This is a genomic window from Stenotrophomonas sp. LARHCG68 (assembly GCF_052871705.1).
Genome location: NZ_JBIXJV010000001.1, coordinates 543,349 through 557,976 on the forward strand (window position 1 = coordinate 543,349; position 14,628 = coordinate 557,976).

Annotated in this window: 12 protein-coding genes and 1 riboswitch; of the genes, 5 read left to right on the forward strand and 7 right to left on the reverse strand. The window is 67.7% G+C overall.

Annotated features, from left to right (window positions below; translation table 11 throughout):
- Positions 1-5 precede the first annotated feature (5 nt).
- Genes ACIPR8_RS02355 through ACIPR8_RS02380 form a run of 6 tightly spaced genes read right to left on the reverse strand, consistent with a single transcriptional unit; the run spans position 6 to position 4,624 of the window.
- Positions 6-788, reverse strand: a complete 783-nt coding sequence (locus tag ACIPR8_RS02355) for a type II secretion system protein (RefSeq protein ID WP_446540043.1) — start codon at positions 786-788, stop codon at positions 6-8.
- 1 nt (position 789) lies between these two features.
- Positions 790-1,377, reverse strand: a complete 588-nt coding sequence (locus ACIPR8_RS02360) for a hypothetical protein (protein ID WP_446540044.1) — start codon at positions 1,375-1,377, stop codon at positions 790-792.
- On the reverse strand, positions 1,374-1,898 hold the full coding sequence (locus ACIPR8_RS02365) for a hypothetical protein (RefSeq protein WP_132865525.1): 525 nt from the start codon (positions 1,896-1,898) through the stop codon (positions 1,374-1,376). Before ACIPR8_RS02365 ends, ACIPR8_RS02360 begins: the two co-directional genes overlap by 4 nt.
- Positions 1,895-3,274, reverse strand: coding sequence for a hypothetical protein (locus tag ACIPR8_RS02370; RefSeq protein ID WP_446540045.1), 1,380 nt, complete (start codon positions 3,272-3,274; stop codon positions 1,895-1,897). Before ACIPR8_RS02370 ends, ACIPR8_RS02365 begins: the two co-directional genes overlap by 4 nt.
- Entirely contained in the window at positions 3,271-3,825 is a 555-nt protein-coding gene (locus ACIPR8_RS02375) for a hypothetical protein (RefSeq protein WP_446540046.1), read from the reverse strand. Before ACIPR8_RS02375 ends, ACIPR8_RS02370 begins: the two co-directional genes overlap by 4 nt.
- Positions 3,826-3,829: 4 nt before the next feature.
- Positions 3,830-4,624, reverse strand: a complete 795-nt coding sequence (locus ACIPR8_RS02380; protein WP_192287569.1) for a prepilin-type N-terminal cleavage/methylation domain-containing protein — start codon at positions 4,622-4,624, stop codon at positions 3,830-3,832.
- Positions 4,625-4,776: 152 nt separating this feature from the next.
- On the opposite strand from ACIPR8_RS02380, the gene ggt reads away from it, so the two are divergent.
- Positions 4,777-6,483: a gamma-glutamyltransferase gene (gene ggt, locus ACIPR8_RS02385; protein ID WP_446540047.1), complete on the forward strand. Its 1,707-nt coding sequence runs from the start codon at positions 4,777-4,779 to the stop codon at positions 6,481-6,483.
- A 195-nt stretch (positions 6,484-6,678) separates the two neighbouring features.
- Here ggt and ACIPR8_RS02390 read toward each other — a convergent pair whose 3' ends face one another.
- The gene (locus ACIPR8_RS02390; protein WP_446540048.1) at positions 6,679-8,256 is read right to left on the reverse strand and encodes a BCCT family transporter; all 1,578 of its coding nucleotides are present in this window, start codon (positions 8,254-8,256) and stop codon (positions 6,679-6,681) included.
- 219 nt (positions 8,257-8,475) lie between these two features.
- Positions 8,476-8,577, forward strand: a riboswitch (TPP riboswitch).
- A 116-nt stretch (positions 8,578-8,693) separates the two neighbouring features.
- On the opposite strand from ACIPR8_RS02390, the gene thiC reads away from it, so the two are divergent.
- The 4 genes from thiC (at position 8,694) to ACIPR8_RS02410 (ending at position 14,561) form a co-directional block, all read left to right on the forward strand.
- The gene (gene thiC, locus ACIPR8_RS02395; RefSeq protein ID WP_446540049.1) at positions 8,694-10,568 is read left to right on the forward strand and encodes a phosphomethylpyrimidine synthase ThiC; all 1,875 of its coding nucleotides are present in this window, start codon (positions 8,694-8,696) and stop codon (positions 10,566-10,568) included.
- 107 nt (positions 10,569-10,675) lie between these two features.
- Positions 10,676-11,251 (forward strand): DUF4136 domain-containing protein, encoded by a 576-nt coding sequence (locus ACIPR8_RS02400; protein WP_446540050.1) that lies wholly within the window; start codon positions 10,676-10,678, stop codon positions 11,249-11,251.
- A 12-nt stretch (positions 11,252-11,263) separates the two neighbouring features.
- Positions 11,264-11,977, forward strand: a complete 714-nt coding sequence (locus ACIPR8_RS02405; protein WP_132865517.1) for an ion channel — start codon at positions 11,264-11,266, stop codon at positions 11,975-11,977.
- Between the two features lie 253 nt (positions 11,978-12,230).
- Entirely contained in the window at positions 12,231-14,561 is a 2,331-nt protein-coding gene (locus tag ACIPR8_RS02410; RefSeq protein ID WP_446540619.1) for a winged helix-turn-helix domain-containing protein, read from the forward strand.
- Positions 14,562-14,628: the final 67 nt, after the last annotated feature.

A 14,628-nucleotide genomic window follows, 5' to 3' on the forward strand; every position in this document is an offset into this window, starting at 1 on the left:
GTTGCTTATCGTTCAAGGGAGGTCAGCCAGCCGAGCAGCGTGGTGCTGGATTCGGCCAGGACCTGGTCGTCGTAGCGGAAGCTCGATGGCCGTTCCGGCGGCGCCATGCACAGGGCGGTCCCGCGGGCGATGGCGTTGTTCATCGTGTCGAAGCCGGGCGCGTTGCCCGAGGACTGGTCCATGTCCATTCCCGGGGAGATCAGCGCGTAGGCAGGGTTGACGGTTTCGCCACCCCCATCGCAGGGAAGGTCCGGGCTCGACGGGGTTTCGGTCGGGTAGGCGGCGTTGGCGGTGGGCAGTTTGTAGAACGGCAACGCGGTGACGGGCGTGGCCTGCGCGGCCCGCGCAAGCGCGGCCAGCAGCCCGCCCGATCCGTCCTGGTCACTGAACTCGGCGCTGGCCGGGGACGGCCTGGCCAGGTCCGCCGTGCTGCTGCGGTGGACCGCGTAGCGGATGCGCGCGTTGCGGTCGGGCAGGGCCAGGCCCAGGCTTTCGTATGGCAGCCAGCCGACCGTGAGTCCCGCGGCGCAGCCACTGGCCCCACCGTTCTCGCGCCCGGCGTCGCCCTGCGGACTGCTGTCCGGGCAGGGCAGGCGCTTGTTGCGGAGGGTGAAGGCGCGCAGCGCCAGGCGGGCCTGACCCAGTTGTGCGCGGCTGGCGGTATGGCTGCGGGACTGCTGGAACATCTCATACGTGCCCGTCGCCGCGCTGGTCAGCAGGGCAAGCACGCCCACCACGACCGTCAGCTCGAGCAGGTTGAATCCGCGTTGTCGGCGGAGGTTGCGCATGTCAGGGCGCGGCCTTCGCCGCGGCAGGCGTGTTGACGTCGTAGCGCAGCCCTTCGCGCAGCGCGATCAGTTCGGTGCTGATCTGGTTCATGCGCTGCTGGCGCGCCGGCGAATCGGGCTGCTGGCTGAGCGCGACCATCTCGCGGCCCAGCTGCTGCGCCTTCAACGCGATCTGGATGTTGGTGCGCGCCGCTTCGACGTTCATTCCCGGCGGCAGGCTGCCGGTGGCCTGCGCGGTGTTCAGCTGGCGCAGCATGGCGTGGGCCTGCGCCTCGTTCTGCGCCATCTGCCGTTCCATCTGCGCGATGGCGGTGCGCATCTGTGCGTCTGGGGACGTCGGCGGGGGCGGCACGCGCATAGCTGCGGTGGCCGGTGCCGCCGCCGTCGGCACGGCAGGGCCGGTTTCCCACGGCGCGGGCGTGGCATCGGCCGGGGGCGGCGTGGGCGCTGCCGGTGTCGCATCGACGACGGCGGCCGGCGCGGGCACCGGCGGAGCCGCGGGCTCACCCTTGCGCAGTGCCAGCACGAGCGCGGCGCCGATCAGGATGGCCGCCCCCGCGCCGACAACGATCTTGAGGTGGGCGTTCACAGGCTGCCCTCGCTGGCGTCCGGCGCCTGGCCGATGTGGCGCACGCGCAGCGTGCTCACGTTGCCGGCGGCATCACGCACGCGCGCCCAGTTGTTGCCGATGGCGAGCACCCGGGTGCCGTCTTCCAGGCGCGAGCCCTGGCGGACCGGCGTGCCATTGATGACGGCGGTGGAGCGTCCGCCCGCGGTGACCACCAGTGACAGGGACGCAGGCGCGACCGGCAGCACCGCGGCGGCAGCGGCGGCGCCTGCGCCGCCGGGCAGGCTGCCGGGCGCGGCCTGTTCGGGAACGGCGATCAGCCCGGCGCTTTCGAAGCGCGGTTGCGGGCGCAGCGTGCTGGCCATGTCCAGCACCTGCCGGTTGCGCTGGATCGAGGCGCGCAGCCGTGCGGTTTCCGGGCTTTCCTCGGCGTTGTTGCCCATGAACAACACCGCCGGTTTGGCCACGACCATCGAGGCCAACCAGCCGGAGACCCCCAGCCAGCAGCACAGGGCCGTCATTGCGATGTATTTCTTCTTCACGTGGTGGGCTCCGTGGCGGTGTCGGTGCCGGCCGGGGTGGGGCGCTTGAGCAGGTAGGAGAAGACGCCGCCACCGGCGCGCGTGGCACCGCCGGACTGCGGATCCAGCGGCTCGGGGTCGAAGCCTTCGCGGCGCAACCGCTCGACGAAGGTGGCGATCTGCATGCCCGGCGTGCCGCGGTCGGCGTCGACCATGCCGTCCACGCGCAGGGTGCGCGGCGCGGCGGTGGCCTGCCCCGGTGCGGGTTGTTCCACGCGCACGCGCAGGACGCGTACCTCGTCCTGCGCGGCCAGGCGTATCGACTCCAGCCCGGTGACCGGATCCAATCCGTCGGTGAGGGTCTTGGCCTTGTTGACGAACTGCATGGCGGCATCGAACCCCGGCGGCATGGCAGCCTTGCCGGACAGCTGGCGGGCCTGCTCCTCGAGCGAGGCGATCTCCTGGCTGATCGTTTCGCTGCGCTCGTTGGCGTCGTGCGCGGCGAGCATCCAGCGTGTGCCAAGCGTGCCGAGCGCGATGGCGATCAGCAGCGAGGCCGCCGACGCCAGCGGCAGCGCCCATTCGGCCAGGTAGGCCGCACGGCTGGCGGTGGGGTTGACCGCATCGCGCGGCGACGCCTGTGCGGCCATCCACGCGATGCCACTGGACCACGCCTGGCCTTCCGCATCGTGGTAGACCTGCATCGGCACCTGCTTGACCTGGCAGCCGGTGTTGACCGCGAAGATCTCGGCCAGCTGCTGGTTGGCCGGGGCCTGGCCCGGTTCGGCCGCCGGCACGAACAACGAGCACCAGCGGAACTGCAGCGGTTCGCTTTCCTCGTCGTTGCGCGAAAGGTCGTCGGCCACCTGCTGGGCCAGCGCGCCGGCGGTCATCGACAGGTCCGAGGCGTCCTCGCTGTAGGCCATCGAGGCGCGGTGGATGATGTCGTGCTTGCGCAGCGCCAGCACGCTCATCTGCCGTCCGCTGTGCACGACCAGGCCATCGCCGGCCTTGAGCGTGCGCCACATCAGCGAGGTGAGCGGCACCACCAGGCAATGGTCCGGCTGCGCTTCGGCCCAGGCATAGGTCTGCTGCCAGGTATCCAGCGGCACCGCCGTGAACAGGGTCTGGTAGCCCGCGCCCATCGAGCGGTTCTTGTGGATCAGGATCTTGCCTTCGCCGTCGATCAGGCCATCGGCGCGCAGGCGCTTCTCGATCAGCGCGACGGCGTGCGCCGAACTGCCTTCCAGCGACATCACGCCGCTGTTGCCTCCTTCGAATTCGGCGAACAGCCAGGCCGGCCCTTCCAGGCGCGGACGGGTGTCGCTGACGGTCACGCGGTCCTGGTCGAAGGTCAGCCAGCGCCCGGGCAACTGGACGATGTTCTGCGTGCTCATGGCTGCGCGCCTCCCGGCGTGCTCTGGGGCGGCAGCGGGCCACCGACGGTGCGGAACAGCAAGCTGCCGCGCAGGGTCAGCGACAACGGCGCCGGCGGGCGGTCGGACAACGTGGTGGGCAGGTGGAACAGTCCTTCGGTCGGGTCGGTCACCGACAGCTCGAACACGTCCGCACCGAAGATGCGGTCGGGGCTGGGAGCAATGCCGCCCAGCAGGGCGTCGGCATCCATGCGCGAGAGCTGGGTCTGGTTGAGGTTGATCAGGCGCTCGCCCCAGCCGGTGGGCTCCATCCCCAACCCTTCCAGCTGCTCCAGCAGCTGGCGGGCGGAGCCGGCGTTGTCGACCTTCAGTTGCGCCTCCTGCTGGGCCATCCGAGCCTGCGACAGCAGCTCGTTGCGGGTGCTGAGCTGGTCGTAGGCACGGGCCAGACTGCTGCGTGCGGAGATGAACCACACGGCCGTGGCCACGAGTGCCAGCAACGTCACCGCGAAGATCATCAGGGAGAGACGTCGGGACCGGCGCAGCCGGCCCAGCAGGGAGGCGATGTCCATGGATTTACTGGTTCATCTTGTAATGGGCGACCAGCGTGATGACCTGGTCGGTGTCATCACCGCCACCGGCGACGTTGGAGTTGGCCGCGCCGGCCGAGCCGGCCTTGTTGGTGTTGTTGCCCTTCCACTCCATGCTCTCGGCGTCGGCGTTGCTGCCCACGCTGCGCTTGTTCAGACCCACCTGGCGGAACGCGCCGGATTGCGGGTCGGGCTTGCCGTCGATCATCTGGTCCAGCGAGCGGGCCAGGTCCGGGGTCAGGCCGGAGATGACCATCACGTTGCCGGCGCCGGAGGCGGTCTCGGCCGGGTTCCACTGGAAGCAGACCTGGATTTCCTGCGGGTTGCCGTTGGTGTCCAGGTAGACGTAGCGGTCCTCGAAGCCCTCGCCGCGGCCCGGCGGCAGGCTGATGCCGGCGCCACGCATGAAGTCGCGCAGCTTGTCGCCGTCCTGCGAGGCGGCGGTCACCGGCTGGTCGCTCTTGGTCGAGGCCGAGCCATTGCAGATCGCGCCCTTGCTGGCGGTGTTGTTGGCCATGTCGATGTCGTACTCCTTGCCGGCGACCATCAGGCGCGGCGCGGCCTGGTTGTCACCCACCGGAGCACCGAAGCGCTGGTGGTAGCTGTTGTAGGCCACCACCCATTGGTCGACGAACTTCTGCTTGATGCGCGTGTATTCGGCGTTGCGCTGCACGTCGCGGCCGATCATCACCGCGCCGATGATCACGCCGATGATGACCAGGACCACGGCCATCTCGACCAGAGTGAAGCCGCCCTGATGGCGCTTGGATCGCATTTGCATTGGAAGAGCCCCTTTTGGAAGAACCGGATGCCGCCGTGGCCATGCAGGGCGACGGGTTTGTTTCGGAGGAGCTAGATACGGTGCGGGCGTAAGACGTGCGTAAGACAGCGCGGTGGGCTACTTTCGCCGGACCATTCCTCCGGAGCCCGCCGATGCTGCGTCCCATCCTGTTCCTGGCGGTCTCATCCGTCTCGTTGTGCGCGGCGTCCGCCGCCGACCGTGTCACCGGTCACGCATTCGCCACGCGCTCGGAAGTCATCGCGCCGCATGCCATGGCAGCCACCTCGCAACCGTTGGCCACCCAGATCGCGCTGGACGTGATGAAGGACGGCGGTTCGGCGGTGGACGCGGCCATCGCCGCCAATGCCGCGCTGGGCCTGATGGAGCCCACCGGCAACGGCGTGGGCGGTGACCTGTTCGCCATCGTCTGGGATCCGAAGACGCAGCGCCTGTACGGCTACAACGGTTCCGGGCGCTCGCCGCGTTCGCTGACGCTGGCCGAGTTGCAGCGCCGCGGGTTGAAGGAAATCCCGGCCACCGGGCCGCTGCCCGTATCGGTGCCCGGTGCGGTCGATGGCTGGTTCGCGCTGCACGAGCGTTTTGGCCGCAAGCCGATGGCCGACAACCTGGCCCCGGCTATCCGCTATGCGCGTGACGGCCATCCGGTGGCCGAGGTGATCGCCTACTACTGGGACCGCTCGGTTCCACGGCTGTCGCAGTACCCCGGCTTCACCGAGCAGTTCACGGTCAATGGCCATGCGCCGCGCAAGGGCGAGATGTGGCGCAACCCGAACCTGGCCAACACCCTGCAGCAGATCGCCGACGGTGGCCGCGATGCGTTCTACAAGGGCGACATCGCCCGCACCATCGGCGATTACTTCAAGGCCAACGGTGGTTTCCTCAGCTACGAGGACATGGCCGCGCACCACGGTGAATGGGTCGAGCCGGTGAGCAGCAACTACCGGGGTTACGACGTGTGGGAGCTGCCGCCCAACAGCCAGGGCATCGCCGCGCTGCAGATCCTCAACATCCTGGAAGGCTACGACTTCTCGAAGATCCCGTTCGGATCACCCGAGCATATCCACCTGTTCGTCGAGGCCAAGAAACTGGCTTTCGCCGACCGTGCGCGCTTCTACGCCGATCCGGCGTTCGCGCCGGCACCGGTGGCACGCCTGGTGTCCAAGGACTATGCGGCGCAGCGGCGTGCGCTGATCTCGATGGACAAGGCGTTGAAGGAAGCCCAGCCGGGCACGCCGAAGCAACTGGAGCAGGGCGACACCATCTACATGACCGTGGCCGATGCCGACGGCATGATGGTGTCGTTGATCCAGTCCAACTACCGCGGCATGGGCAGCGGCATGGCCCCGCCGGGGCTGGGTTTCATCCTGCAGGATCGCGGCGAGATGTTCGTGCTGCAGAAGGACCATCCCAACGGCTACGCGCCGGGCAAGCGGCCGTTCCAGACCATCATCCCGGCGTTCATCACCAAGGACGGCAAGCCGTTTGCCAGCTTCGGCGTGATGGGCGGGGCGATGCAGCCGCAGGGGCATGCGCAGATCGTGATGAACCTGGTGGACTTCGGCATGAACCTGCAGGAAGCCGGTGATGCGCCGCGCATCCAGCACGAAGGCTCCAGCGAACCGACCGGGCAGGGCACGGCGATGAGCGACGGTGGGGAAGTGAACCTGGAGACCGGCTTCAGTTGGGAAACCGTGCGCAGCCTGATGCGCAGGGGACACCGGGTGACGTTCGCCGATGGTCCGTATGGCGGCTACCAGGCGATCATGCGGGACCCCGAAACCGGCGTGTACTACGGCGCTTCCGAGAGCCGCAAGGACGGGCAGGCGGCCGGGTACTGAGCTGGGCTGTTCGGGGAAGCAGAAGCACCCCTCCCCGCCCCTGCCCTTCGCCTGCGGCGAAAGGGAGGGGGAGGAGCTTAAGAGCCAAGAGCTGAAAGCTCCCTGTGTCGCCTGCGCTCCGCTTCTGCTCCTGCTTCGCCCCCTCCCTTTCGCCACAGGCGAAGGGGAGGGCCGGGGAGGGGTAAGGCCCTTGCCTCAATCCCCGCCCACATTCCGAGCGGCTTCCTCGCGTGCATCCTCCTGCGCGGCCTGCTCGCGTTCGATCCAGGCCTCGATCAGGTGCCGTCCGCGCTGCGCCAGCCGCCGCTGGCGGTTGGACTCGGCGTCCAGCACGCGGTACAGCGACACCATCACCAGCACCATCAGCAGCGCGAACGGCAACGCGGCGATGGTGATCATGCCCTGCAGCGCTTCCAGCCCGCCGGCCAGCAGCAGCACCGCGGCGATCAGCGCCACCGCCACGCCCCACACCAGCTTGCGCGACAGCGGCGGGTCGCCGGCCTCGTCGGTGGACATGCTGGCCAACACCAGCACCGCAGAGTCGGCCGAGGTGACGAAGAAGATCATCAGCAGCACCAGTGCCAGGCACGACAGCAGCAGCGAGCCGGGCAGGCTGTCGAACAGGGTGAACAGCACCGTCTCGTAGCCGTTGCCCAGCGCCTGCACCAGGTCGGCGTGGCCGAACAGCTGCGACCACAGCGCGGTGCCACCGAACACCGAGAACCACAGGAAGCCGAGCACGGTCGGTGCCAGCACCACCCCGACCACGAACTCGCGCACGCTGCGACCACGTGACACCCGCGCGATGAAGGCGCCGACGAACGGCGCCCAGGCAATCCACCAGGCCCAGTAGAAGATGGTCCAGTCGGCCACCCAGGTGCTGCCGGAGAATGGCGACATGCGCAGGCTCATCGTCACCAGCTGGTTGAGGTAGGAGCCCAGCGTGGTGGTGAAGGTGTCGAAGATGAAGCCGGTCGGGCCCAGCACCAGCACCGCGGCCAACAGCAGCGCGGCCAGAGCCAGGTTGAAGTTGGACAGCCACTTGATGCCGCGCTCCACGCCGCTGGTGGTGGAGATCATGTACAGCACGAAGGCGACCGCGATCACCGTCATCTGCAGCGGGACATCGGCGGTGATGCCGAACACGCGCTGCAGGCCGGCCGAGATCTGGATGGTGCCGAAGCCCAGCGTGGTGGCGACGCCGATGGCGGTGGCCACCACCGCGGCGATGTTCACCAGCTTGCCGAACGCGCCGCGGTGATGGCGGCCGATCACCGGCTGCAGCATGTCGCTGATCAGTCCCCGGCCATTGCGGTTGTACTGGAACCAGGCCATCGCCAGCCCGATCAGCGCGTAGATCGCCCACGGGTGCAGGCCCCAGTGGAAGAACGCGTAGCGCATCGAGGCACGCGCCGCGTCCATGCCTTGTGGCGGCAGCCCTTCCGGCGGGGTGACGAAGTGCGAGATCGGCTCGGCCGCGCCCCAGAACACCAGACCGATGCCCATGCCGGCGGCGAACAGCATCGACAGCCAGCTGGCGCGCGAGAAGTCCGGCTCGGCGTCCTCGCCGCCGATGCGCAGGTTGCCGAAGCGGCCGAACGCCAGGTACAGCAGGAAGGTCAGGGTGAGGAACACGATCAACAGGTACATCCAGCCCGCGCCGCGCACGACATGCGTCAGCGTGGCCTGGACCACGTCGTTGAAGGGACCGGGCGCGATGCCGGCCAGGAGCACCAGTACGGCGACCAGTGCGATGGAAACACGAAACACCATGAAGGAGCGTCTCCGATCAAGAGCGATTGAGGGGAGCGAGCCGGGGCTTGCAGCGAGGGCCGGCGCCAGGGCCGGGCAGGGAAAGGTGGACGAGCACCGTGGCGCGGCCAGCAGGGCATCGCACCGGGGCGGGATGTTACTGAACGGGACGTCACGATTCCGTTAGCAGGCGATGACGCGGCGCACCGGGCCAGGTGTCACCGCTTTGTGGTCTAATGCCGCCCGAAGCGGGGGTACCGCGGCCATCGGGCCACGGTTGAGACATACCCTTCGAACCTGATCCGGCTCATACCGGCGTAGGGAAGCTTCGTGTGCCATGGCATGCGTTCCGGTCACAGGGGACAACCGCCATCGGCGTGCGCCTTCGCTTCGTTCCGTCATGCGAATCCCTCGCATGGCCCGCACCTCCCGGTGCGGCTCGACCAGGACGAATGCCGATGAACGCCCAGCCCAGCCTGCAGCAGCAGGCCCAGCAACTCTCCGAATCCGTGACCCAGCCGATCCCCGGCTCGCGCAAGATCTTCGTGCCCGGTTCGCGGGCCGACCTGCAGGTGCCGATGCGCGAGATCGCACAGACGCGCACGCCCACGTTGTTCGGCGGCGAGGAGAACCCCCCGATCACGGTGTACGACACCTCCGGCCCGTACACCGATCCGCAGGCGCGCATCGACCTGGCCGCCGGGCTGGCGCCACTGCGCGCACGCTGGATCCAGGAGCGTGGCGATACCGGGCAGCTGCCGGGCCTGAGCTCGGCGTTCGGGCGTTCGCGCGAAGGCAATGCCAGGCTCGATGCCGTGCGTTTCCCGGCGCGCGTGCTACCGCGTCGTGCCATTGGCGGTGCCAACGTCACCCAGATGCACTACGCGCGCCGCGGCATCATCACCCCGGAGATGGAGTTCGTCGCCATCCGCGAGAACCAGCGGTTGGAGGCGGTACGTGATTCCGGCCTGCTCGCGCAGCACCCGGGGCAGAGCTTCGGCGCCGACATCCAGAAGGTCATCACCCCGGAATTCGTGCGTGACGAGATCGCGCGTGGGCGCGCCGTGCTGCCCAACAACATCAACCACCCGGAAAGCGAACCGATGATCATCGGTCGCAACTTCCTGACCAAGATCAACGCCAATATCGGCAACAGCGCGGTGTCCTCGGGCATCGCCGAGGAAGTGGAGAAGCTGGTGTGGGCGATCCGCTGGGGCGGCGACACGGTGATGGACCTGTCCACCGGCAAGCACATCCACGAAACCCGCGAGTGGATCATCCGCAATTCCCCGGTGCCGATCGGTACCGTGCCGATCTACCAGGCATTGGAAAAGGTGGATGGTCGCGCCGAAGAACTCAACTGGGAGATCTTCCGCGACACCCTGATCGAACAGGCCGAGCAGGGCGTGGATTACTTCACCATCCACGCCGGTGTGCTGCTGCGTCATGTGCCGCTCACTGCCAAGCGCGTGACCGGCATCGTGTCGCGCGGTGGTTCGATCATGGCCAAGTGGTGCCTGGCGCACCACAAGGAGAACTTCCTCTACACGCACTTCGAGGACATCTGCGAGATCATGAAGGCCTATGACGTGTCCTTCAGCCTCGGTGATGGCCTGCGCCCGGGCTGCATCGCCGATGCCAACGACGCGGCGCAGTTCGGCGAACTGGAAGCGCTGGGCGAATTGACCAAAATCGCCTGGAAGCACGACGTGCAGACCATCATCGAAGGTCCGGGCCATGTGCCGATGCAGCTGATCAAGCAGAACATGGACAAGCAGCTGCACGAGTGCGGCGAAGCGCCGTTCTACACGCTCGGCCCGCTGACCACCGACATCGCGCCGGGCTACGACCACATCACCAGCGCCATCGGCGCGGCGATGATCGGTTGGTACGGCACGGCGATGCTGTGCTACGTGACGCCCAAGGAGCACCTGGGCCTGCCCAACCGCCAGGACGTGCGCGACGGCATCATGGCCTACAAGATCGCCACGCACGCGGCCGACCTGGCCAAGGGTCACCCGGGCGCGCAGGTGCGCGACAACGCGCTGTCCAAGGCGCGCTTCGAGTTCCGTTGGGAGGACCAGTTCCACCTCGGCCTGGATCCGGAGAAAGCCAAGGAGTTCCACGACGAGACCCTGCCCAAGGACGCGCACAAGCTGGCCCACTTCTGCTCGATGTGCGGCCCGCATTTCTGCTCGATGAAGATCACCCAGGACGTGCGCGACTATGCGGCCGGGCAGGGCATGGACGCGGCGCAGGCCCTGCAGGCCGGCATGGCCGAGAAGTCGGCGCAGTTCCGCGAACAGGGCGCGCAGGTGTACCGGCCGGATTGACCGCCGGTTCCGCTCCCGGGGAGCCCGCCGGCTTCCCGGGGCAGGGTTGACGCGGACGGGGCGGCGGTCGTGGTAGCGTGCAGCCGTCCATCGCAGGGGAGGTCGCCATGAAGCTTCGCAATGCGTTCCGGCTCATCACGGTGCTGTTGCTGTCCTCGCTGCTGGCGGCCTGTGCCAGCACGCCCCGGGTCAGCAGCCAGGCCGATCCCAGCGGCGACTTCGGCCGCTACCGCAGCTTTGCGTTCTACTCGCCGCTGGCGCTGGAACAGAACGGCTACACCACCATCACCAGCAATCGCATCCGTGCGGCGGTGCTGGCACAGATGCAGGCGCGTGGCTATGTGCTCGACGAAGCCAAGCCCGACCTGTGGGTCAACCTCAATGCCTATCTGCAGGACAAGACGCGGGTGACCACGATGCCGCAGGTGGACTACGACTACTACTACAGCTATCGCGCACGCGGCTACGTGGCCGTGCCGTACTGGCGCGACCGCACCGACGTGCACCAGTACACCGAGGGCACGCTCAACGTGGACGTGGTCGACGTGCAGCGCAACCGCCTGGTCTGGGAAGGCGTGGCGGTGGGTACGGTGGGCCGCAGCACTCCGGACAAGCGTGGCGCGCAGATCGATGCGGCGGTCGCGGCAATCTTCGCGCAGTACCCGTACCGCGCCGCGCGCTGAGGATCGCCCTTGATGAGCGTCGGTCCGGAGGGAGCGCGGCCGGAAGGCCTGCGCGTACGCGCGCACCTGCGCTGGCTGGCGTTGGCCCGCCGGCATCCGTCGGCGTGGCTGCTGGCGGTGCAGCTGCTGGGCGTGCTGCTGTACCCGGCGATGGAGCACATGACCGCCGGCCGCGTGCTGTTCAACGCGTTTGGCATGGCGGTGCTTGGCCTGTCGGTGTGGGTCGTGCGACGCAGCCCGCTGGGCATCTGGGTGGCGTTGACGCTGGCGATCCCGGCGGTGGTGTTCTCGGTGGCCGGTGCGGTGCTGCAGCGGCATGCGTTCACCACCACCTCGCAGGTGCTCGAATGCCTGCTGTACTTCTATACGACCTGCAGCCTCATCGCCTATATGTTGCAGGACCATGAAGTCACGCGTGACGAACTGTTCGCCGCGGGGGCGACATTCACGCTGTTGGCATGGGCGTTTGCGTTCGCCTATTCAGTTTGCCAGCAGTGGTATCCGGGCAGCTTCATCGCCAGCAGCGAGGGGGAAATACGCAGCTGGGTGGAGCTGCTTTATCTGAGCTTCAGTTTGTTGTCCGGGGTCGGGCTCAGCGACGTCACGCCGGTGCATCCGCAGGCACGCGCGTTGGTGATGCTGGAGCAGTTTTCAGGCGTGATGTACGTGGCTCTGGTGGTTTCGCGACTGGTCGGGCTGACCATCAGCAAGGCGCGAAAAGGCTGAACGCCAGTTAAAAAAATCGCGCCTTGCGGCGCGAATTCTGTAACGGATTATGTGGATTCGTCGGCGAGAGAGAGCCTGATGTCGTCGATGTGGGGGCACACCGGTAACTTGCTTAGAGTAGTATTCGCACCCGTTTGAACTTTTGCGCTTTCCGTTGCAGCCATTTGCGGAATCTGGCGGTTGATCGACTCTCCCCCGGGTCGTTCAACCGGACACAGGAATGGTGTCCAAGACGGCTTTGACCCTGATCCCGATGCAAACAATCGACAACGAGAAGCCTGCCGGTGATCGGCTTCGCATTGGCGAGTGTCTGGTGGTGTTGTCCTCACGCGAGGTGCATCCGCCGGATGCACGCAAGGTGCAGCGACTTACCCCCAAGAGCATCGGCGTATTGCTGGCGCTGGCACGTCGTGCCGGCCAGGTGGTCACACGTGATGAGCTGTTCGCCGAAGTGTGGCCGGACACCATGCCGACCAACGACGTGCTGACCCAGGCGATCACCCAGCTGCGCAAGGCGTTTGCATCGGCCGCGGTCGATGGCGAAGGCGTGGCCTACATCGAGACGATTTCCAAGACCGGTTACCGCTTGCTGGTGCCGGTTGCCTGGGAGGATGCCGACGCTGACGCGGCGGTGGTGGACGCGGAGGCGTCGGATGATGCGTCGCAGCCTGCGGTCGTCGAACCCGTCGCCGCGGTGCAGGACGAGGCTGCCGCCAGGCCGGCTCCGGCGCGGTCGGCACAACGGCGGGTGGTGCGGCGCTACGTGTTGGGTGGCGTGGGCATACTGCTGTTGGCCAGCACGCTGCTGATGGCCTGGCTGCTGTGGAAGCAGCCGGAGCCGCCGGCACCGCAGGAAACCGTCAGTGGTACGCGGGTGCTGGGCAGTCCCGAGCGCCCGTACCGCTTGATCACCTCGACGTCGGCGTTCGAAACCCATCCGGACCTGTCGCCGGACGGCGCGCTGGTGGTGTTCGCCAAGGAAAGCGATGGGCTTTCGAGCCTGTGGGTGCAGAGCACCGGCACCGCGACGCCGGTGCAGCTGGTCACGCCGCCGGAAGGCGGTTCGGACCGTTTCCCGGCGTGGTCGCCAGATGGACGCGAAATCGCCTTCGCGCGCTTTCTCGCTGATGGTGGCTGCGAAGTACTGGTGATGCCCGCCACCGGCGGAACCGCGCGCCGCGTGACCCGTTGCGACGGCACCGAGATGCTCAGCTTCGACTGGGCACCGGACGGGCGCAGCCTGATCTTCGGATCGATGACCGGCAGCCAGGCCAGCCGCGGTATCCGCACGCTGGAGCTGGCATCCGGGCGTTGGACGTCGTTCTCCTATGCGATGTCCGGTGACGACTTTGATTACGCACCGCGCTACTCGCCCGACGGCAAGCGCATCGGTTTCGTGCGCAATCCGCAGGTGGGCGATCTGTGGGTGATGGACGCCGACGGCAGCAACGCCGAGCGCCTCACCGAGGAAGCCGCCGAGATCCGCGGTTGGGCGTGGCTGACTTCCAGCGAGATGGTGTTCGGCCGGCGCGTGGACAGCGAGTCGCGCCTGTTCGGGCTGGACCTGGGTACCCGCCTGCTGCGCGACCTGGGCATCGGCGATGCGCAGAGTCCCTCGGTCTCGCGCCAGGGCAGCAACCTGGCCTTCATGCGCGACCAGCCGCAGTACGGGTTGTTCCGGTTCCCGCTGGGCGTGGCTGGCGGCGAGCCGCAGCGGTTGTTCGCTTCCTCCGGTCGCGATGGCCAGCCGATGGTGTCGCCCGATGGCCGCCAGCTGGCTTTCACCTCGGACCGTTCCGGTGCGTTCGCATTGTGGTGGGCGCGGCTGGAGGCACCTGATTCGCTGGAGATGATCGATGGTTTCCGGCCCGAGGCGCGCCAGCCGATGGATTGGTCCGCCGATGCCCGCCATCTGCTGGTCACCGGCCGTGACGCGCAGGGCCTGCCCGGCATCTACGAGGTGATCCCGGAGGAAGGGCAATGGAGCAAGTTGCCGGTGCCGGCGAACGAGCCGTTGCAGGCCGTCTATGGACGGCAGCCCGGCACGGTGCTGGTGGTCGAGCGTGCCGTCAATGACCGCATGGTGCTGGCCCTGTTCGATCGCACGCAGACACCCTGGAAGCGCCTGGCGGCGCTGGAGGGCGTGTCCCAGGTGCGGGTCGACAAGACCGGCGGGCAGGTGTTGTTCACCCGCTTGGGCAGTCCCGGCCTGTGGCAGGTGGATTCAAGCCTGGCCTTGAGCAGTGCCCGGCCGGTGAATCGCGAGGTGCCGACGCGCTGGCGTTACCGGACCTGGGCGGTGGCCGACAACGGCACGGTGCAGTACCTGAACATCGGGCCGCGATGCGCCACCCGGCTGGATGCGATCAACCCCGGTGCCAACGGGCTCAGCCAGTGCCTGGACGCCGTGCGCTACAGCTCCGGCAACGGCTTGAGCCTGGCGCCCGATGGCAGTGCCGCCTTCGTCGCGCTGGCGGTCGCCGACGGCGCCGATATCGGCGTGATGCCGGTCCCCAGGCGCCCGCCGCGGCGGCTGATGGGCGTGGCCAAGTGGTTGCCGTGGCTGGGAAAACATCCTTCGTGATTCTTTCGGAAGTCGCTTCCGGATAATTTCGGAGCAATCTCGCAGGATCTTCCTGACCTTCGCCGCC